The 23015-nt window shown below is 32.9% G+C and carries 18 protein-coding genes; 3 read left to right on the top strand and 15 right to left on the bottom strand.

Annotation, left to right across the window (positions count from 1 at the left end; all coding sequences use genetic code 11):
- Nucleotides 1–133: 133 nt before the first annotated feature.
- From proC to mraY, 10 genes are all read right to left on the bottom strand, one after another.
- On the bottom strand, nt 134–925 hold the full coding sequence (gene proC, locus E0K96_RS07445) for a pyrroline-5-carboxylate reductase (RefSeq protein ID WP_168082293.1): 792 nt from the start codon (nt 923–925) through the stop codon (nt 134–136).
- Between the two features lie 40 nt (nt 926–965).
- Nucleotides 966–2033: a cell division protein FtsZ gene (gene ftsZ / locus E0K96_RS07450; protein ID WP_087245983.1), complete on the bottom strand. Its 1068-nt coding sequence runs from the start codon at nt 2031–2033 to the stop codon at nt 966–968.
- Between the two features lie 21 nt (nt 2034–2054).
- Entirely contained in the window at nt 2055–3332 is a 1278-nt protein-coding gene (gene ftsA / locus E0K96_RS07455) for a cell division protein FtsA (protein ID WP_087245985.1), read from the bottom strand.
- A gap of 120 nt (nt 3333–3452) precedes the next feature.
- Entirely contained in the window at nt 3453–4217 is a 765-nt protein-coding gene (locus E0K96_RS07460) for a cell division protein FtsQ/DivIB (protein WP_168082295.1), read from the bottom strand.
- A gap of 9 nt (nt 4218–4226) precedes the next feature.
- On the bottom strand, nt 4227–5138 hold the full coding sequence (gene murB / locus E0K96_RS07465) for a UDP-N-acetylmuramate dehydrogenase (protein WP_168082297.1): 912 nt from the start codon (nt 5136–5138) through the stop codon (nt 4227–4229).
- 2 nt (nt 5139–5140) lie between these two features.
- A complete protein-coding gene (gene murG / locus E0K96_RS07470; RefSeq protein WP_087936607.1) occupies nt 5141–6229 on the bottom strand; it encodes an undecaprenyldiphospho-muramoylpentapeptide beta-N-acetylglucosaminyltransferase in 1089 nt (362 codons plus the stop codon).
- A 22-nt stretch (nt 6230–6251) separates the two neighbouring features.
- On the bottom strand, nt 6252–7337 hold the full coding sequence (ftsW, locus tag E0K96_RS07475; protein ID WP_168082299.1) for a putative lipid II flippase FtsW: 1086 nt from the start codon (nt 7335–7337) through the stop codon (nt 6252–6254).
- A gap of 82 nt (nt 7338–7419) precedes the next feature.
- Nucleotides 7420–8745 (bottom strand): MATE family efflux transporter, encoded by a 1326-nt coding sequence (locus E0K96_RS07480; protein WP_168082301.1) that lies wholly within the window; start codon nt 8743–8745, stop codon nt 7420–7422.
- 187 nt (nt 8746–8932) lie between these two features.
- Nucleotides 8933–10279 (bottom strand): UDP-N-acetylmuramoyl-L-alanine--D-glutamate ligase, encoded by a 1347-nt coding sequence (gene murD / locus E0K96_RS07485; protein ID WP_168082303.1) that lies wholly within the window; start codon nt 10277–10279, stop codon nt 8933–8935.
- A 1-nt stretch (nt 10280) separates the two neighbouring features.
- Nucleotides 10281–11264, bottom strand: coding sequence for a phospho-N-acetylmuramoyl-pentapeptide-transferase (gene mraY / locus E0K96_RS07490; protein WP_087245669.1), 984 nt, complete (start codon nt 11262–11264; stop codon nt 10281–10283).
- 180 nt (nt 11265–11444) lie between these two features.
- On the opposite strand from mraY, the gene E0K96_RS07495 reads away from it, so the two are divergent.
- Nucleotides 11445–12911 carry a DUF1846 domain-containing protein gene (locus E0K96_RS07495; protein WP_087305023.1) on the top strand — a complete coding sequence of 489 codons (1467 nt, stop codon included), beginning with the start codon at nt 11445–11447 and terminating at the stop codon, nt 12909–12911.
- Nucleotides 12912–12933: 22 nt separating this feature from the next.
- Here E0K96_RS07495 and E0K96_RS07500 read toward each other — a convergent pair whose 3' ends face one another.
- Both E0K96_RS07500 and E0K96_RS07505 read right to left on the bottom strand, forming a co-directional pair.
- A complete protein-coding gene (locus tag E0K96_RS07500) occupies nt 12934–13320 on the bottom strand; it encodes a DUF3783 domain-containing protein (RefSeq protein ID WP_168082305.1) in 387 nt (128 codons plus the stop codon).
- 12 nt (nt 13321–13332) lie between these two features.
- Entirely contained in the window at nt 13333–14790 is a 1458-nt protein-coding gene (locus E0K96_RS07505) for an LCP family protein (RefSeq protein WP_168082307.1), read from the bottom strand.
- Nucleotides 14791–14918: 128 nt separating this feature from the next.
- Here E0K96_RS07505 and E0K96_RS07510 point away from each other — a divergent pair, with 128 nt between their 5' ends.
- Nucleotides 14919–16100 (top strand): Mbeg1-like protein, encoded by a 1182-nt coding sequence (locus E0K96_RS07510; RefSeq protein ID WP_168082309.1) that lies wholly within the window; start codon nt 14919–14921, stop codon nt 16098–16100.
- A 24-nt stretch (nt 16101–16124) separates the two neighbouring features.
- On the opposite strand, the gene E0K96_RS07515 is transcribed toward E0K96_RS07510, so the two are convergent.
- Nucleotides 16125–17165 carry a ribonucleotide-diphosphate reductase subunit beta gene (locus E0K96_RS07515; protein ID WP_087245659.1) on the bottom strand — a complete coding sequence of 347 codons (1041 nt, stop codon included), beginning with the start codon at nt 17163–17165 and terminating at the stop codon, nt 16125–16127.
- Between the two features lie 11 nt (nt 17166–17176).
- Nucleotides 17177–19432: a ribonucleoside-diphosphate reductase subunit alpha gene (locus E0K96_RS07520; RefSeq protein WP_168082311.1), complete on the bottom strand. Its 2256-nt coding sequence runs from the start codon at nt 19430–19432 to the stop codon at nt 17177–17179.
- Nucleotides 19433–19568: 136 nt separating this feature from the next.
- On the opposite strand from E0K96_RS07520, the gene E0K96_RS07525 reads away from it, so the two are divergent.
- Nucleotides 19569–20408 carry a putative manganese transporter gene (locus E0K96_RS07525; protein WP_087297346.1) on the top strand — a complete coding sequence of 280 codons (840 nt, stop codon included), beginning with the start codon at nt 19569–19571 and terminating at the stop codon, nt 20406–20408.
- 26 nt (nt 20409–20434) lie between these two features.
- Here the strand turns inward: E0K96_RS07525 and E0K96_RS07530 are convergent, their stop codons facing one another.
- A complete protein-coding gene (locus E0K96_RS07530; protein WP_168082313.1) occupies nt 20435–22990 on the bottom strand; it encodes a translation factor GTPase family protein in 2556 nt (851 codons plus the stop codon).
- Nucleotides 22991–23015: the final 25 nt, after the last annotated feature.

The raw sequence follows: 23015 nt of genomic DNA on the forward strand, positions 1-23015 counted from the left end.
TTTACCTTTGCAAGTCTTTTTTTTACTTTTTTTCGTTTTTTTGTTTTTTGATGGTATTTTAGCTATTTTTCTACAAAAAAAGCCACTCCTAATCGGAATGAGCTTCCTATTTCAATCATAATAACAACTATAACTATTTCTTTTCTTGATAATGTACTGCTGCAGAAATTGCTGATATTAAAGTAGCTCGCAATTTCCCATCTTCTAATGCTTCAACACCACAAATTGTTGAACCACCAGGTGAACATACTTGATCTTTTAAAACTCCAGGGTGCAAATGTGTTTCCAATTGCATTTTAGCAGCGCCCATTAATGTCTGAGATGCCAATGTATAGGCCATTTCTCTTGGAACACCTTCTTTCACAGCACCATCCGCCAACGCCTCTATTATCATATAGACAAACGCTGGCCCACATCCACTCAATGTTCCAGCTGTTGACATTAAATGTGATGATACAACCTCTACCTGCCCAATGGCACTGAACATATTTTTAACAAATTCAAACTCTTGATCTTTTAATGAATGTTTCTCTTCAATTAATGACATTCCCTGCAAAACACGAACCGGTGTGTTTGGCATAACAAAAATATGACGTGTAGAATCATCTAAAAATGTCTGATATCTATCAAAATCATATCCCAATGCAATAGAAATGATCGCTTTATTTTCTAACTTTTGAATATACGGGTCTAATACAGACTCAACAACTTGAGGTTTTACCCCAACAAATATGAATTCGCTACATGCGATCAATTCATCAATGTCATGTGCCACATCAATGTGATAAGAACACATTTTTTCTGCTTTATTCTCATCAATATCATACGCTATTATTTCATTTGCATTCAAAAATTTTGCATTGATTATTCCTAAAGCAATAGCACTCGCCATATTTCCAAAACCAATAAAACCTATTTTTTTCATCTTGTACCTCCATATAAAGAAAAGCTAACAAATTGTTAGCTTATAATTTACGATTTCTTAAAAAAGCTGGCACATCATCGTCGTCATCGTCATCATCATACATTGATGGTTTCACAACAGATTCAAATGAAGATGTCTGTTTAACTGGTGCAGGTTCTTCTTCATCTTCAAATCCAGTTGCTATAACAGTTACAATAACTTGATCATCTAATTGTTCATTAATAGCAACACCTAAAACAGTATTGACATCATTACCTACCGCTTCTCTAATTGTTGCAAGAGCCGTATTTGCATCATATAAAGTAATATTTGTTCCACCAGTAACATTAACAATTGCATCTTTTGCACCTGCAATAGATACATCTAATAATGGTGATGAAATAGCACGCATAGCAGCTTCTTCTGCTTTATTTTCACCATCACTCATACCAATACCAATAAGAGCAGAACCTCTATCTTTCATAACTGATGAAACATCAGCAAAGTCAAGATTAATAAATGCCGGAATAGCAATCAAATCAGTAATTGTCTGTACCCCTTGTCTTAATACATTGTCTGCTTCTCTAAATGCTTCACCCATTGGTTTACGACCAATAGCTTCTAATAGACGATCATTAGAAACAACAATAATAGAATCCACATTTTCTCTTAATTCAGCCAAACCACTTTTAGCCTGTCTTAAAACTTTAGGTCCCTCAAATGTGAAAGGTGATGTGACAACACCAACTGTTAATGCACCTAATTCACGTGAAATTTTTGCAACCACAGGTGCGGCTCCAGTTCCAGTTCCACCACCCATACCAGCAGCAATGAAAACCATATTAGCACCTGATAAAGCTGACTTGATTTCTTCTTCAGTTTCTAAAGCAGCTTTACGTCCAACTTCTGGATTACCACCTGCTCCTAAACCATGTGTCAATTCTTTACCTAAAACAATTTTGTTTTCAATATCAATTCCTTTTAAAATCTGTGCATCAGTATTGGCAACATAAAAGTCAACACCTTTGACACCATCTTTAGCCATTCTTGCCACAGCATTGCAGCCTCCGCCACCAACACCAATGACTTTAATTTTTGCAACTTGAACAAAATCTAAATTCCCATCCATATTTCTATCCTCACTTTTATATTAATCTTCTTCACTAAATAAATTTTCAATGACTTTTGTCAATTTTCCTTTTTTCTTTGTATCCGAATTATAAGCAGTTTTTGTCTTTGTCAAACCTTTAAATCTAATACTCATTGTATTAGAAATATCTGGTAAAACAAGAGATGAATCCATTTGACCAAAAATCTTTAAACGGTCATTTAAATAATACATCATACCAAGACAAGAAACAAATGACATATCTCGTGCTCCTATCGTATCAGGACGATATGTTCTTACAGCACTATTCAACACTTGAGTTGCCACTTCATCAATAGCAGGCAACTCTCCACCGCCACCAACGATAACAGTTTCATAACTTCTTCCATCATTAATCACTTCGATTTTTGTTTTAATGATTTCCATAATTTCCTGAACACCATCAGTTAAGACCTGAGCCAGATCCTTTTGAGTAAAGTGTTTTTCTATATCATTTTGACTTGTCGTATGGATGACATCTTCATCACCAATATGAAGATCACATGTACCATATTTGACCTTATATAACTCAGCTTTATCCATTGGAATTTGCCATGATGTCGCAATCTTTCGCGTCAAATCATAACCACCAACATGGGCTTGAGCAATATATTTTAAATAACCATCCTCAAAAAAAGCAACAGTTGAGCTACGATATCCAATATCAATCAAAATAGCACCTTCTTGAAGATAAACAGCATCAAATGCCTCTTTAGCACACGCATAAGCATTAATTGTAATATCTAAAACTTCCACTCCGGCTTTTTCAACAGCATTAATATAACTATAAAGCAATTTTTTCTTTGTCGTTATCACTAACGATTCTACTTTTAATGATGCTGATTTTTCACCAATAGGAATATCTTTCATTGATTTCGTATCCAAATAAAACATTGCTGGAATGACTGAAATAACTTCTTCATCCTCTTTTAACGCAAAACGTTTAGAAAGTTTTAATGCACGTACAATGTCCTCACTTGTAATCTGATCCAAAGGAGAATTGACTTTTGTGATTCCATCACTTTGATAAATACAGGCATGAAAAGACGGTATACATAAAGCGACTTTTGAAATAGTTGCCCCTAAAGCCTTTGAAGCTTCATCCACCAATTGTTTGATTTCACTCACAACAACAGGCATATTTTCAATTTGTCCTTTACGAATTCCATGGCTTGTGATTTTCTTGGCAAAAAGTACATTTATATTTGCACTTACAACCTCACCAACAAGCATTTTTACCGTTGCACTTCCTATATCTAATACAGCATAGATATTCTTCATATACGATTCTCCTTCAAAAAATACTTCTTTATTATTGTACCATAATTTTTTTCATAAGAAAATATATAAATGACGAAAAAGAGAACTACAAATCAAAAAAATAATGCACCAACAGATGCATTATTCACAATCTTTCATATAAACATAGTTTCCCTCAAAACTAAAAACACATTTATCTTTATAAACTTCTTTATTTGCTTCATAATCGAATTTATTTAATTGTTCAACCATGTCTTCAATACGCAGATATAAAATCTTACCATCATCCATAATGAATTTCAAACGTGTTTCATCAGCTTTTTGAGGATCATATATAATATCACTCGTTTGACTTTTTATAATTTCTGGAATATCCACATATTCCTTTGCAAATTCTTTTAATAATTGTAAATCTTTAAACTTTGTTATTTGTGGTGTAGATTGCAATGATGCAATCAATTCTTTATCATCTGTTTCACTGACATTTCCCAATTCATCAATAACATATGTTTTTTTATCAATGACACAGTATGCGACTTTCTGAGCTTCTTCTACTTCTATTTGAACAGAACCTAGCAACGATTTTGTCACCTTTACCTTTTTAATGAAGGGCATTTTAGCTATCTCATCTTCTATTTTTCCAGTATTGACAAACAAAACGATATCTCCTTCATGAACCGAAATTGATTTTTCAATATCGTCCTTGGAAACTTCCTGTAACCCTGTTATATTAATATCATGTACACGAGATATATCACTTACAAAATAGCCAACAATCAGCAGCATTACAAAAAGAATCAACACCACTTTAATCTTACGCTTTAATTTACGTTTACGTTTATCTCTCCTCAGTCGTAACACTTGATTTTCATCATGTTCATTATAATAATATTGTTGCTGGGACATACATATCACCTACTCCCAATTAATCAATATAACCTCTTTTTCTAATTCCACACCAAAACGATTAAATACACTCTTTTCTACAAGTAAAATTAAATCTAAAATATCCTTAGCACTCGCATATCCATTATTCACAATAAAATTAGAATGTTTAGGTGAAACCTGAGCACCTCCAATTTCATAACCTCTCAGTTCACATTCATCAATATATTGCCATGCTGGTTTTTGTTCTGGATTTCTAAAAATACTTCCTGCACTTGCAAAATTCCATGGCTGTGTTGCCATACGTTTTTCTTTACGCTTATCAAGAACATGCATAATATCTTTAGGATCACGTGAATTCATTGTAAATGTTGCTTCAATTAAAATCCAATCTTTATGTTTTTGCAAAATAGACGTACGATAATCAAACTCCATCTGTTCTCGATTTAAAGTCACTAGTTCGCCCTTATCATTTAAAATAATTGCAGAAGTAAAAACATCACTAACACAATATTTATATGCACCGGCATTCATATACACGCCACCACCAATAGTTCCAGGAATACCTCCCATAAACTCAAAGCCTGATAGCCCTACTTTGGCAGCTTCATACGCTAAATAAATCATGCTCACACCTGCCTGAGCACGAATTTCAACACCATTGAAATGAACTTTATCTAAATTCTTTAATGAAAAAATAACACCTTCATATTCTTTATCTGAAAACAAAAGATCAGATCCTCTACCAATCACCATATGCTTAATTTGATGCTGACGACAATATTGAATCCCTCTTTTTAAAGCTTCAACATCTTGAATATAAACAAATAATCTGGCAGGTCCACCTACTTTAAATGTTGTATGTTTATATAAGGGTTCATTTTCTAAAATCTCACCTAACTGCAAATCTACTAAATCATAAAATATATTTTCAAAATCCATGCTTATTTCCTTTCTAATGTCTTTAAAATCTCCTGATAAATATCTTGACAAGCATGTGGTTTTCCTAATTGACATGCATGAGCCTTTAACGAATTTAATACTGATTGATTTTTTAATAAATATCTAATTTCACTAACAAATCGATCCGCTGTTAAATCTTTTTCCAAGATCATTCGCGCTGCTTTTGCATTCACAAGTTCTCGAGCATTATATTCCTGATGATTTGCTACAACATAAGGACTAGGAATAATCAAAGAAGCTGCCCCTAAAGCTGTAATTTCAGCAAGTGTTGTCGCTCCAGCACGTGAAACAATAATATCACAGCTCGAAATCAAACTAGGCATATCATCAATATAATTGACCAAGTGAATCGAGTCATTTAAATCACTTAATTCCTCTTTCATTTCATCATAATATTTTTTACCTGTAACATAAATAACATCATAATCGTCATATTGCATCTGTCGCAATGCTTCTTTCATCACACGATTCACTGATGATGAACCTAGACTTCCCATCACAATAACAACTGTCTGACGTTTGGCAGGAATGTGATAAAGATCATGAATATCTTTAAGTTCCTGATGCGTCACCACACTAGCACGTGGATTCCCTAATAAAACAGTCTTATTGCTTGGAAATTCATTATACGCTTTTTGATAACAACATACAATCTTATTCACTCTTTTTATTAAAACTTTATTTGTTAAACCAATAATAGAATTCTGTTCATGAATCATTGTAGGGATTTTCAACCGAGAAGCTGCCATAACAATAGAAGCACTTGGATAACCTCCAAATCCAATAACAATATCTGGTTGAAATTCTTTCAAGATTTGTTTTGATTCTTTTAATGATTTCATAAAAATAAAAGCATTTTTTAACTTTTGTAAAGGATTACCAACTAATCCTTTAACTGCCAATCCACGATACTGATATCCTAGTTCAGGAACAATTTGTGATTCTAAACGATCAGTTGTTCCAACAAATAAAAATTTAGCATTGGCATCTTGTGTTTTGATATACTCAACAAGGGCTAAAGCAGGATACAAATGTCCACCTGTTCCCCCTGCACTTACAATTATTTTCATTTCTCACCACTCCTAATTCACATTATAACATATCATGACAAGATTTCGAGATATTAATTAAAATTCCTATACTCATTAATGTTATAACTAAACTTGTACCACCATATGACATCAATGGTAAGGTCACACCCGTCACCGGAAATAATCCTACCACAACTCCCAGATTAATTAAAGTCTGAATACCAATCATCGAAATAATTCCTATCATCAAAAAGCTACCAAATAAATCAGGTACATTTTGACTCACCTTTAAAACCGTCTTAAATAGACTGGTATATAATCCAATCACAATAATTCCCCCTATAAAGCCAAATTCTTCTGCTATAATCGCAAAAATAAAATCTGTCTGAGGTTCTGGTAAATAAAAATGTTTTTGAATACTTTTATCAAATCCAGCGCCTAATAATCCTCCTGGTCCAATGGCATATAGAGCCTGTATAGCCTGAAAGCCACTGCCTAATGGATCCTGGAATGGATTTAAAAAAGACAATATACGCTCCATACGATAAGGAGCAGATAAAATCATAATCACAATTCCAATGACTCCCAGTATTCCTAATCCCACAAAATAACGAAAGGGAAATGGCGAAACAATCATCATCACAATGACGCTACATGCCATAACAACACCACTCCCAAAATCCGGCTGTAACATAATCAACAAAAAACCTAGTCCCATCATAAGTAAAACTGGCAGGCTATATCTGATTTTTTTCATATGATAGTAATGCTTTTCCATATAAACCGCACTAAAAATAATAATACCAATTTTAAACAACTCACTTGGCTGCAATGCAAAAACACCAAAATTAAACCAGCTGCGACTCCCACCTCTGACAACCCCTAAACCTGGTATTAAGACAAGAATTAATAAAAGAAAACAGATGATTAAAATAAACTTATAATATTTTTTGTAAAGATGATAATCAATACGTGAAGTCACAAACATGGCTATAAAACCTAAAACAGCAAAAATCATTTGTCTTTTGATGTAATACAAAGCATCATCATATTTATAAAGTGCCCAAATATGAGAAGAACTATAAACACTTATTAATCCTATAATGACAATGATGATTGTTAAAATCGTGATTTTTTTTGTTTTCATGGTGGCACCTCCATCATTTTACTATATGAAAAAAAGACAAAAAAAGAAGATACATCTTCGCATCTTCTTATCTATAGATTTTTCATTGTGTTGATAAATGGCATGTATATTTAATCATTGATACACCAGCATAAATAGCTACAATGATTTCTGTCAATACCATAGCTAACCATAAAGCATTAGGATTTATAAGTGGCAGGATTAAAATCAAGACTCCACTGATGACCAATCCTCTAGAAACTGAAACAATAAAAGCACTTCTTGGTTTTAATATAGCCTGAAAATAATATGTTGAAAAAATATTAAAAGGCAATAAAAGGAATGATAAACCATAACATCTTATAATCCAAGGAGCTATTTTCATAATTTCAGGTGTTGGCGTCATAAAAATACAAACAAATAGCATTGGCGCAAATAAAGACAATGCTGTCCATAAAAGGCTAAAAAACGCAACACTCATAAGTGCATATTTTAAAACTTCCTGAATACGTTGAGGTTGATGGGCACCAAAATTAACAGAAATAATAGGTTGCGCTGCCTGTCCCACACTATAAGCACAACATTGCACAAAAGTTGAAACATTCACAATAATACCATATACAGATAAAGCATTTGTTCCCAAATATTTCATAATCTGACGATTAAATAAGATTGTTAAAATTCCCATAGCCACATCAATAAAAAATGTTGAAAAACCAGTCACCGTTATTTGAGATAATCTGGCCATAAAATGTTTTGGTCTGACTAATTTTAAGGTATTGCTCTTTTTTAAAAAATGAGTGAGCATAACAAGTGTCGAAATGACTGCTCCAATAGCAGTCGCCAACCCTGCACCATAAATTCCCATATCAAACACAAATACAAAAACATAATCTCCAAAAATATTAAATATCCCACCAGAAAGGACACCCGCCGTTGCAAGAGCCGGATCATTGTCATTACGTAAATACGCTGCTAACATCTGATTAAACAAAAAGCATGGCACAACGAATTGAATCGGTTTGAGATAACTTAAACCAAGTGGAAGTAAATTTTTTTTAGCTCCAAAAAATGTTAATAACGGCTGATCAAAAACAACAATAACAAGCCATGATAGTAAAGCTAATAATATAGATCCTATCACTGAAACCGTAAAAACTTCCCCTGCTTCATCATCTTTTTGAGAGCCCTGTCCTTTAATTGTACTAAAAATAACTGCTCCACCTATTCCCATTAACAAGCCAAGACTATAAATAATATTCCATATTGGAGCAACCACCGCCAAAGCAGCTGTTCCATCAGGACCTTGATATTGTCCAACCATGGCCATATCTACAATTGAATAAATAGAAGTGACTAATGCACTTCCAAAAGCAGCAGCCAAATATTTAAAATAGATAGGTCTTATCTTTCCGTGAATAAAATCCATATAATCCTCCTTTTTTATAGAAATAAAAAACTGGATAAGAAACAGGCATTTCAGCCTGTAGCCTTATCCAGCTCACCATTTCTCATGAATGGCTCACCCTCCGAGCAAGCACTCACATTTTATCACATATTTTTCATACATCAAGTCATAGTCACAATGATTTTGACTTTTTTACAAACTCTTTCAACTATGAATTCCATTCATTAACAATCTGTTTAAAAACTCTCCCTCTTTCTTCATATCCACTAAATTCATCATATGAACTTGTTGAAGGGGATAATAATACAACATCTCCTTCATGAGATATTTGTTGAGCTTTTAAAACAGCATCTTTCATATGTTCAACAACAATTGTATTGTCTACATGCATTTCTCTGGCAAATCTTTCCTTTGCCTCCCCAAAACAAATAAGCGTTGAGATCTTTGAAGCATAAGATGACATCTCTGTTAAATCCAGACCTTTTTCATGACCACCCATTAATAATATAACCGGCTGTTTAAAAGCTTTTAAAGCAATAATCGCTGCATCTGTATTTGTCGCTTTAGAATCATTATAATATTTAACACCGTGATATTCTCTTACAAATTCTATACGGTGTTCTACTCCCTGAAAAGAAGCCAAAGTATCATGGATATCTGATAAAGACACATGACTTAATGCACAGGCAATAATGGCAATCATCATATTTTGAATATTATGATCACCTACTATTTTTATTTCATCCAAATCAATCACATGATTTCCTTTATAATAAATCGCTTGATTTTGAATCATACAGTCAGCTGGTTTGGTTAAAGAAAAAGTCACTCTTTGAGCCAAAACAGGATATTTTCTTAAATAACTCTGCAAGATTTCATCATCCAAATTTTCAATAAAATAATCTTGCTTATCTTGATTCATATAAATACGTGTTTTAGAAGCATAATATTCATCCAGTGAAGCCATATAATCCAAATGATCTGGAGTCAGATTTATAATTGTAGAAATATGTGGATGAAACTTTTCAATATCTAATAATTGAAAATTAGACATTTCTAAAACCACATCATACCCATCATGATGAAGCAAATCATTGTCTAGAACACAAGAGGAATAAGGTATACCCACATTACCTGCCAAACAAGACAAATGATGGGCATGTTTTAAAATCTCATCAATTAATGTCACTGTTGTTGTTTTCCCATTTGTTCCTGTAATAGCAATATAATTTTGCATTTTAGCAACTTGATAAGCCAGTTCAATTTCAGTATAAACTGGAATTCCTCTTTCTTTCAACCTTAAAACAAATGGTTTATGATAATTAATTCCTGGATTTTTCACAACAAAATCAAAATCTCTTTCAAACAGTTCTTGTGGATGTCCTCCTGTAATCATCTCGATACCACGATGCACATATTCATCATAACAAGCAATCTTTTCACGACTAGCATATTCATTCACTGTGATAGTTGCATGTAATGCAGTCAATAATTCGACTGCTGCTTGACCACTTTTAGCCAATCCTAAAACTAAAACTTTTTTCCCGTTCAACATATTACATAACTCCTAAAACAATCCCAATAATTCCACAAATAAAACCTAAAAACCAAAATGAAATAACAACTTGTTGTTCACTCCATCCAAGCATTTCAAAATGATGGTGAATGGGTGCCATCTTAAACACACGTTTGCCTCTTGTTTTGAAAGATACAACCTGAATAATCACTGATAAAGTTTCAATCAAGAAAACACCACCAATTAAAATAAACAGAAGTTCCTGACGTGTTAATACAGCCAAAGCCGCTAAAAATCCACCTAAAGCTAATGAACCAGTATCTCCCATAAAAATACGTGCAGGATGATAATTAAAACACATAAATCCTAGTAATGTTCCCACCACTGCCATAGCATAGATGGCAATGTCATAATCTTTATTCATAATCGCAAAAATAACAAAAACAGAAATCGCAATCATCGAAAGTCCTGTTGCTAGACCATCTAATCCATCTGTTAAATTCACCGCATTGCTGCCTGCTGTAAACATAAAATATACCAAAATAGGATATAACCATCCAATATCAATTTCTATATGTAATAAAGGGATAGAAATTGCAGTATCAAATCCAGGTATAAAAAACTTAGCTAAAATATAAAAAGCAATGGCCACAACTGATTGTAATGTATATTTATATAAAGGTTTCAATCCATCATTTGTCTTTCTGACAACAATTAAATAATCATCAATAAATCCAACCAATCCAAAACCTACAAAAGAAAAAGTTAAAAGATGTATATAAGGATTATTTAACGAAGTGAAATTCAAAATATAAACCACAACTACAGCACATAAGATAAAGACAATTCCACCCATTGTTGGTGTACCACCTTTTGCTTTATGCGACTGTAAACCTTCTTCTCTTTCTACCTGTCCAAATTTTAATTTTTTTAAATATTGAATCGCTTTTGGCATAACAGCCAACACCAAAATAAATCCCACTAAAAAGTTCAAAACAATTCTTAAAAAGACCATATTAAACATAATAAGACTCCTTTACCACTTTTATCTTTTTTACAATATATCATATTTTCCACACAATAACAACAATCAAAAAAGTCCTCTCTATTTATAATTATCAATATTTATCGACATAATATTTTTTTATTATTTTCTTTATCTTCAAACCATTTTCTATATAATGTTGACTAGGAGTGAGAGAAAATGAAAAAAGCATTTAGTAATGAATTATATGTAGAACTACAATCTAAACACATTCAAGAAAGAATTGCTCAATTCGACAATAAATTATATCTAGAATTTGGGGGAAAACTTTTCGATGATACACATGCTTCTCGTGTTTTACCTGGTTTTGAACCCGACAGCAAGTTAAAGATGTTATTAACTTTAAAAGATAAAGTAGAAGTGATTATCGCTGTTTGTGCTAAAGACTTAGAAAGACATAAAATGCGAAGAGATTTAGGTATTTCATATGATGATGAAGTTATTCGATTAATTAATGAATATGAAAACGTTGGATTATATGTAGGAAGTGTCACAATTACACAGTACCAGCATCAAAATTCTGCCGATACTTTTAAAACAAAGCTAGAAAAACGTGGCATTAAAGTTTTTATGCAATATCCTATCGAAAATTATCCTCATAATGTTGATCATATTATTTCACCAGAAGGATTTGGTAAAAATGATTATATTATCACGACAAAGCCATTAGTTGTTGTGACTGCTCCAGGTCCTGGTTCAGGAAAAATGGCAACATGTCTATCTCAGCTTTATCATGAACATCTTCATGGCATTCGTGCTGGATATGCAAAATTTGAAACTTTCCCAATCTGGAACTTACCATTAAAACATCCTGTTAACCTTGCTTACGAAGCAGCAACCATTGATTTGAATGATGTCAATATGATTGATCCTTTCCATCTTGAAAAATATGGAGAAACAACTGTCAACTATAATCGTGATATTGAAATTTTCCCTGTATTAAATACAATGTTTAAGAAAATTTTTGGAGAATCACCATACGCTTCTCCTACTGACATGGGAGTCAACATGGCTGGTTATGCAATTATTGATAATGAAGCGGCTAAAGATGCCAGCTGTCGTGAAATTGTACGTCGTTATTATCATGCGCAAGTTGATTATTTAATGGGTAAAATCAATGATCAGTCTTTAGAAAAAATGCAGATGTTATTATCTCAGGCAGGTGTCGATGCGAAAAACCGTAAATGTGCCATTGTGGCCAGAGAAGTTGCAAAGACACGTCAAGGTCCTGTCTGCGCAATAGAATTAAATGACGGTCATTTAATCAGTGGGAAAACATCATCATTATTACGTGCTTCCAGTGCAGCTATGTTAAATGCATTAAAATATTTAGCTAGTATTGAACAAGATATTGAATTAATTTCACCAACTATGCTGCATTCTATTCTATCTTTAAAAAATGACTATTTAAATATGAAAACACCATTATTGGATATTGATGAAGTCCTTTTAACACTCACCATTGCTTCAGCTCAAGACCAGAATGCTAAAAAATGTCTAGAAGCTCTTCCTTTATTAAAGGACTGTGAAATTCATTCAACTGTCATTTTAAGTAATAAAGATACAGAAACATTAAGAAAACTCAAAATGAACTTAACTTGTGATCCTAAGCATGCCAGTGCTTAGGATTTTTTTATAGAAAAAGAACCTATTTTTTTAGGTTCATTTGCATCATTTGCTGATATTCATTAGCTACACTTTGATAAAGTCTGGCAAATGTATAATCAACATTATATTGTGTTAAAATAGCTTTATAAGGAATATGTGGTATTCCTTTCATTCTAAACAATTGTAATAATAAATCTAATTGTTCATCTTTATTTAAAGCAAAGAAAACAAAAGGTTGATCCATAGATGAAGAAGGTAACATCTGTTCCTGATATGTATAACCATCCATGTTTAATAAATAACCCATTTTCTGATATAGATGCTGTATAGAAATATCTCTTACATCAATATCTAATTCATTTGCTATTTCTTTTATCTTTCCTTTGATATCATCACTTAAACGATATATTAAAATTGTATCTTTCATAATAATCCTTTCTTATTGTTCCAAATCGCCTAATTCTGTTTCAATTTTTTCATTAGCCATCAACTGATCAATGTAATCACTAGCCTGTGTAATAGACAACTCATTAGGAATAATGACAGATGCATTCATTCCCACTGAATAACATGGCATAGAAGCACTATCACCTATAATCTGATAAGACTGAATATCCCAATTTGGCATTTGAGATAACTGCATTTGAACAAGCGCATTCATTTCGTCACTTGGCATATTGGTTTCAATACTTTGACTGATTGTATCCAAAACTTGTGAAAAAGATGTTAATATTGCTGGTGAGCAAACTTTTTTTACAATAGCCGAAATCATGCGTTGCTGGTTTCTTCCTCTTGCAAAATCTCCATCAACAAATGATTTTCTTTCTCTTACAAAAGCCAATGCCTCCTTGGCATTCAGATGATTTTCTCCTTCTTGAATCTGATAGCCACCAATCTTGGTTGTAAATTCCTCTGGAGAATGAACTGTCACACCACCCAATGCATCTACAATATCCATAAATGATGTAAAATTCATACGCACATAATAATTAATATCCTGATCAACCATATCTGTTAAAGTATCAATACTTTCCTGTAATCCATACATTCCTGTATGCGTAAATTTATCATATTCACCATTTCGATGTAATGGATAATAAATATCACGGGGAATACTAATCAATAATATTTGCTTGGTTGTAGGATTAATACCTACCAACATATTCACATCACTACGTGATACAGCCGTTAAATCTCCATATTCATCATTACCACTAATATAAACCAAAAATGGTTTTTCAGTCACATCAACACTTTTCGCATTCACCGCAGCTTCATCACGTTTAACCTGAAAAATAACACGTGTATCATCAGAAAAACTTTCTTTTTCCTGCTCAACCAAGCTTCTAAAAGCTTCATCTAAAATAATAGCGTCAACATCTTTCTGATATAATTTGGTAACCAGCTGATGAAAATCAGATGAATCATCTAAAGAAATCTGTCCCACTTCTTTTTCTATTTGCGATACCGTATAATCCATTGTTGATTCATCCACATAAGAAACATGTGAAAGTAAATGTTCAGGTAGCTGATATTCATTCTTAATTGGTGAGTCTTTTAAAACAATAACAGAAATAGCACGTGTCTGAAACTGTTCATCACCAAGCAAATCAACGACTTGCCCTGTTCTATAAACATAAAATGAAGCAACAACCATCAAACAACTTAAAACAAGGCTCAAAAACTGCGTCAATAAAGAACGTTTACTTCCCTGTTTTTTATAGAAAATCAAGAAATATTCTCCCACCATCAAAGCAATGAGAATAATTCCAACTATCATCATATATTTCATTGGTATAAAACGAATAAAATACATCGTTGATAGTAAAACTATAGACATCAAAAATTGAATACTATATACAATACGACGTATATATTTATTATCTATTTTTTTCATTATGACACATCCTTTTCGATAGGGTATCATATTTCGACATTTTTATCAACGCATTCTACCATTATAGTTTGCATTTTCCTAAAAAATCATGTAAAATATTTGCCAATATCAACAGAAAGGGTGATTTCATGAACGTTAATACAATACTTCATTATGTTGACTTACGTGGTGATCTTTTAGCCAGTCAATTTCCCTATAATGAAATTGATGCCCTGATATTTAGTGAGCTGGCTTATGTTTATCTTGATGATATTTTCAATGACACAAAACCCATCACTTTACAACAAGCCTTTCAAAAATATCAACAAAGAAACGCCACATTGACACCTGAAAATTTAAAAAAGATTCTTGTCCCTAGTCATGAACTTTTTGAAAAAATGGCACACAGTCCTCGTTATCAAAACATTCAAATTTTAAACTATGTCAATGATGTCAATAAAGAACTGATCAAACAGTTTGCAGCATTGGCTTTATTATTAGAAGATGGTCGCATTGTGATAGCCTATCGTGGTACCGATGATTCACTGATTGGCTGGCATGAAGATTTTTTAATGCTTTGTGAAAAAGTTGTACCTGCTCAAGAATCATCTGTACATTTTCTAGAAGAGATTGCCTCACAGAATATCACTTCTTCATTGATGCATGACTTAAAAAATAAATTCCTAGCACCTTCTATATGGCAACGTTTAAAAAAACATTTTCAATACCGTCAGCATCGTCCATTATGGTTAGTAGGACATTCTAAGGGTGGCAATTTAGCTATCTTTGCTGGATGTTTTTGTCATCAGCATGTTCAAGATCGTATTATTCAAATTGATAATTTTGATGGCCCTGGTTTTCAAGATGAAATCATTCAATCAAAGGCTTACCAAAACATGCTTCCCCGCATTCATAGCTATATTCCTCACTATTCATTTTTTGGTATTGTTTTAGGTCATGAAGAAAACTATACTGTTGTCAAAAGTCAGGAAACAGGCATGATGCAACATAATGCTTATTCATGGCAAATCAATGCCCATCATTTTGAATGTGATGAACTGTCATATGAAAGTGTTCAATTTGCTATTAAAGTTATCCTTTTCTTAGAAAAATTAAGTTATGAAGAAAAACATCAGTTTGTGGAAGCGATGTTTTCATTATTTGACAATTTAAATTTATATAATTTTTCTGATTTATCACACATTTCCTATAAACATATCATGAATGGAATTAAAGAAATCACTTTATTAAAACCCAAAACACGTAATATGCTTTTAGAAGTTTTACATATGTTATGGCTAGAAGCCAAAAAGATCAAAAGAGGGCATTGACAAAATCATTTGTCTGCCCCTTTTTTATAAATCATCTTCAATTGCACTCGATTTGGCATATGCTGTTGATTTTGCCTCAAAAAAATCTGTTTTAATTTGATTAGCCTGACTATAAAGATTTACCCACTGCATTGCTTCTGGTTCATCCTGATAACCTTCAAAAAGCGGTTCAAACCCTAGTGAAGTCGCACGTAAATTACCCAAATAATGAATGTAATCACTGACCATAGTCATGGTTAACCCTTCAATGCGATCACCTATCACATATTGTGCCCAGGCTATTTCCTCCTCAACACCACGTTTTAACATTTGACGATAAACAGCTATTTTTTCATCATCAAAGAGTTGTGGTTCTTCTTTTTGTAATTCTAAAATCATATTCCTGAATAACCATAAATGTGTATTTTCATCACGGTTAATATAACGTATTTCCTGTGCTGAACCAGACATTTTTCCCATTCTTCCTAAATTATAAAAGAACATAAAACCACTATAAAAATAAATACCTTCTAAAATATAATTTGCCATGATTGTCTTCATTAAATGAAATGCATCTTTATGCTGTAGAAAATCATTATATTGTTCACCAATAAATTGATTACGTTTTAATAAATGTTCATCATATTTCCATTGATATAAAATTTCATCACGTTTATCTGGTGAACAAATTGTATCTAACATATAACTATAACTTTGTGAATGTACAGCTTCCTGAAATGCCTGAATTGTTAAACATAAATTAATCTCATTGGCTGTAATATATTCTCCAATGTGTGGTAAATTCGCTGTTTGTAAAGAATCCAAAAACACAAGAAACGATAGAATTTTATCATAAGCCTGTCTTTCCTCATCTTTCAACAAACGATAATCTTTGACATCTTGAGTTAAATTGATTTCTTCAGGTATCCAAAAATTATTCATTGCCTGACGATACCAGTCATGTACCCATTGATACTTCATATGATTAAAATCATTCAGATTCGTCGTATTTCCATTAATCATACGACGTTTTCTTACATCAATATCGCCTTGTGCATTAAATAATGCCTTTGCTTTTAATTCCATAATTCCTCCCTCTATGCACTGCATGATTCACATTCTTCAATTTCTAACGATTGACTTCTTACATAGTAAATCGTCTTAACATTATTTTCATATGCTAAAATATATAAATTTAAAAGTTTTCTAAATGTAAATTCCTGTGTCATATAAATATTTAATGACTGCGACTGATCAATATGACGTTGTCGAATACCAGCAGCTTTGATCAGCCATTCTTGATTCATATAATGTGCATTTTTATATAACCAGAATGTTTTTGGATTTAAATCTGGTGCCACTCTTCGCATCATACTTCCTTTTTTCTCTTCAATAAAGAATTTTTTCATGATTGGATCAATAGAAGCTGTTGTTCCAGCAATAATAGATGTAGAAGAAGTGGGTGCAATAGCCATTAAATAACCATTACGTAAACCATAACGATGAATCATGTTTTCTAATTGTTGCCATTCTTTAGATTGATAATGACGTTTTTGAAAATACATACCGGTATCATAATCACTACCCTCAAAACCGTGATAACGACCTTTTTCTTTAGCCAATAAACATGATGCTTCTAGTGTATAGTAATTTATTTTTTCATATAACTGATCCACAAATTCTAAATGCTGTTCACTTTCAAAAGGAATGCCCTTTTGGCATAACATATGATGATAACCACTTGTTCCTAAACCAATGGCACGATATTTCTGATTCGTTATTTGAGCAAATGGTAATGGGTAATCATTCAAATCAATAACATTATCTAAAGCTCTCACAACAACATGAATAATATGTCTTAACTCTGCTTCATCATCAACATTTATTTTTCCTAATGTTAAGGATGCAAGATTACACACTACAAAATCTCCTGGTTTTGTTTTTTCAACAACGACCTCTTCCCCATCAACATGCATAACTTCCTTATCTAAAAAAGTCATAGCACTCATGTTTTGTGCAATTTCACTGCATAAATTACTACAATAAATCATACCTTGATGATGATTAGGATTCATTTCATTGACACGATCGCGATTAAAGGCAAAAGGTGTTCCTGTTTCTACCAGCGATTTAATAATCAATCTGACAACTTCTTTGACACTCATAACTCTTTTAGAAATACGTTCATCCTGGATACAGTCTAAGTAACGCTCCTGCCATTCTTGACCATAATAATCTTCTAAATGATAACCCTTGATCTGATAAATTTCATGAGGACACATCATATACCATGGGGCATCTATATCATCTCTGGCCAATTGCCAAAATAAGTCTGGATAGCAGACAGCTGGAAAAATATCATGCGCCTTCATACGATCATCTCCATTATTTGTACGAATCTGCAAAAACTCAGGCAGATCTTTATGCCAGACGTCTAAATAAACAGCTGCTGCTCCCTGTCTGACACCTAACTGATCAACAGCAATCGCCGTATCATTAACCAGTTTCAGCCAGCGAATCACACCACCAGCTGCACCTTTATAGCCACGAATATCACTGCCATTCGCTCTGACTTTTCCAAAATAGAGTCCCATACCTCCACCATGTTTAGAAACTTGAGCAAAATGATCTAAACTTTTATAAATACCATCCAATGAATCATCAACAACATCAATAAAACATGAACTCATTTGATGGAATGGTTTTCTGGCATTAGCCATTGTTGGTGTTGCCATTGTCACTTTAAGTGTACTTAAAATATCATAAAATTGTTTTGCCCAATAAACACGATCATTTTCTAGCATCGCTAAATGCATCGCAATCCCCATAAACATTTCCTGTGGTGTTTCTAAAACATGATGATCATGATCTTGAATCAAATAACGTTTATATAACATATCTAAACCACTATAATTCAATAATTCATTACGTTGATCTTGAATGTATTGTGACAATTCTTCAATTTCATCAGATTGATAATGTTCTAAAATATAATTTCCATAATATCCTTCTTGTGTTAAATATTGAATTTTTTGATAAAAAGTTGAAATTCCCAGCATTTCATTGCGACATTGAACCTGACAAATGATATCATATACCAAAAAACGACCTGCAATCATTTCCCAGAAAGGTTCCTCAACACTTGTCAGTTCATCACTTGCCTGAATCAAACTAATCAAGGCTTCATGAGAAGTCATACCATTTTTATAAAATGTACTCCACTTTTCATAAAGACGCTGTAAATGCTCTCTCCCTATCGCAAAATCCTGATTCATTTTATAAAAAACATCTTTTAATTTTTGATGACCTATTTTATCTAAAAATAGTGTGATCATATCTTCATTCATATCCATTTTTTTCACATCCTTGAAGGCATTGTATCACAGCATAAAAACATTTGACCACTTATATGCCTATAAAAATTCTCATATCATTTCATTGGTAATTTAAAAATTATTATGTTATGATAATGACCTATTGGAGGTAAATATGTTACATATACTTGAACATTCTTTAGAAGATTTAATACCTATGCTTCCATTTTTATTTCTAACTTATCTATTAATGGAATATATTGAACATAGAAATAATCAGAAGTTTGAAAACCTTTTGGCACGTACACAAAAATTAGGACCACTGATTGGCAGTCTTTTAGGAATCATCCCTCAATGTGGATTTTCTGTCATTGCCAGTGGATTATATATGAATCAAAGTATCAGTTTAGGAACTTTGTTAGCTGTGTTTATTGCTACAAGTGATGATGCTATTCCTATTTTAATTGCCCAACCAAAACAGGCACAGACATTATTTGTGATTATTGGTTTAAAAATCATTGTGGCAATTGTTGTTGGTTATCTGGTGGATGGATTAATTCAATCTCATCGTCTTTCTAACAATCATAGCTTACATGATATACATGAACACTGTAAAGAAGAAGAACATGGACATGGTATTATTTATTTAGCTTTATTACACACTTTCAAAATCTTTGTTTTTGTCTTTATTGTTAATTTTGCATTAACATGGCTGATTGAAGAAATTGGTGCAGATACATTGAACTATATTTTAGTTCATGGTTCTATTTTTCAACCTGTTATCGCTGCTCTTACTGGCTTTATTCCTAACTGTGCTGCAAGTGTCATCTTATCACAGCTCTATCTTGATCAGGTCTTAAGCTTTGGCTCTTTATTTGCAGGACTTATGACGAGTACAGGACTTGGTTTACTTGTCTTGTTACGTATGTATGATAATAAAAAAGACATTTTAAGAATTGTTCTTATCATGTTTGTAAGTGCAACGATTATAGGCATTTTTCTACAATTATTTTAAAACCGTAGGCTTTCGTCTACGGTTCTTTATTTATGATAATCTTTGACATCTTCTAATAAAAACTCATGGTTTTGAGGCTGTTTTCTTTGAAATTCATGAAAATGTTCTTCCGTTACAGCTTTCACTTCTAAAGCCAGTTCTCGTGACGACATACGACGTGCTCCTCGTCCAATGACAATGGACTGCTCCAAAGCATCAGAAGTTGCAACAACAACACGATAATCACTTGCTAATTGATGGGTCACACGTTCAATATACATATCTGCAGTCTGAGCTTCTTTGGTATAAACAACATAAACATTATGATGCTTTTCTTGACTCCCTAGATTCTGTTTCACCTTATAAGCATCAAAAACAATAATCATAAGGCATTGTTTATACCCCTGATAATTACTGAGTATATCAATCAGTCGATCACGTGCAACACCTAAGTTTGTGCTTGCCAAATCTTTGAGTTCTGGCCACGAATGAATAACATTATATCCATCAACCAAAAGGCATTCAGGTTTCATTTTAACACTCATAGATGTTTCTTGAGGCTGATGCTGACGATAATAATCATCAGCTAAACGACGTTTGATAGGTCCATATGTTCTTTGAAAGATAGCATCCAATTCTTCATCTTCATTTTGATATTGTGGTGCATCATGATATGTATGATGCGTATTTTTATTTTTTGTATATTGATAAGGAATATGCATATATTGCTCAACTTCATCCCATGCCACATAAAAACCTGCTCCATGTTGACAAAAGACTGAACCTGTTGGATGAGCCTGATCTGTTTCACTATCATATCCTTTTTGTTTTATAATGTCTTCTTGATTATGACAAGGAAAATATCCTTTCATATGACAGATCATACGTCCCTTGCCTTTTGTTAAAGCAATCACTTCTTGCTGATAATCTTGTAAACAGGCCACTGGTCCTTCACCATATAAATCAATACTATCAATCTGTTCTTCAATTCTCACTTTGGTGTGTCTTTTTTCCATATCATACAAAACACGACTCAACGCATCTTTAGGTATATGAATATGAATATCATAATATGGTTCCAATAAAATAGATTTTCCTCTTTTTAACCCATGACGAATCGCACGATATGTAGCTTCTCTTAAATCACCACCCTCGGTATGTTTTTGATGAACTTTCCCTGCTATTAAACTGATTTTTATGTCAGTTATAGAAGCTCCTGTTAAAACACCTGGATGTTCTATTTCTTGGCAATGTGTCATAATCAAACGCTGATACTGTAATGGCAGTTGGTCTGTTGTACATTGACTTTCATAAACCAGACCACTCCCTTGAGCAAGTGGTTCCAATAAGACATGGACTTCTCCATAATGACGCAATGGTTCAAAATGTCCAACGCCCTCCACTGGTTCACTAAGTGTTTCTTTATACAAGATTTCACCATGATCAAAACTGACTTCCTCATGAAATCTTTCACGAATGATATTTTGTAAAACTTCAATTTGAATTTCACCCATCAATTGAACATAGATATCCTGTGTCTGTGACATATATGTTACATGTAATGTTGGGTCTTCTTGAGCTAAAGTCTGTAAATTCTTTAACATTTGGTGCTGATCACAATGAGGAGATAAAACAACACGATAAGTCATGTAAGGCATCATCACGGGTTGTGTGAATGTCTGATTTGTAAGTGTCATTCCTGGAAGAAAACTTTTTAAACCTTTTAAAGCAACCACATCTCCTGCCTTTGCTTCTTGCAGCAACGTATATTTTGGTCCCTCATATAAACGAATCTGATCAATTTTTTCATCATGAATCTTTTCTTTCACTTGCAATGTTCCACCAGTTATTTTTATATGTGTTAAACGATTGCCTTGTTCATCATGACTCACTTTGTAAACAAAGCCATCCAATGAATCCTTATATGTTGGTTCTATGGTATAGGTATCTAGTAAATCTAAAAAAGCGCTGACCCCTTCATTTTTTAAAGCTGAGCCAAAGAACACTGGAAAAATTTGTCTTTTCATAATACATTCTTGAATATGTCCCAAATCAATCACTTGATGGTCCATATATTCTTCCAACAATGTTTCATTAACAAGAGCCAGATTTTCATAAAGCTGTGTTACTGGCATCGAGAAATCTAAACAGTTTTCATGATATTTTTCTGTCAATTCTTGAAATAAGTATTCACGAGAATAAGTTGTCTGATCCATCTTATTCATAAAAATAAAAGTGGGAATATGATAATGTTCTAATAAATGCCAAATTGTTTCACTATGTGACTGTATACCATCCATTCCATTGACCACAATAATCGCATAATCTAGAATGTGTAAAGTTCTTTCCATTTCAGCTGAAAAATCAACATGGCCTGGTGTATCTATCAAAACAAACTGTGTATCTTTCCATGGAAACATCGCCTGTTTAGAAAAAATAGTAATGCCACGATGACGTTCCTGCATATCATAATCTAAAAATGTATCTTGATGATCTACACGTCCCAATTGTCGTATCTGTCCTGAAAGATAAAGCATACTTTCAGACAACGTTGTTTTTCCTGCATCAACATGTGCCAATATGCCAATCACAATTTTTTTCATATCATTGAACCTCCCAACCTTGAAG

Origin of the sequence: Massilimicrobiota sp. SW1139 (assembly GCF_012027715.1) — a bacterium.
Classification (GTDB): Bacteria; Bacillota_I; Bacilli_A; order Erysipelotrichales; family Coprobacillaceae; genus Allocoprobacillus; species Allocoprobacillus merdigallinarum.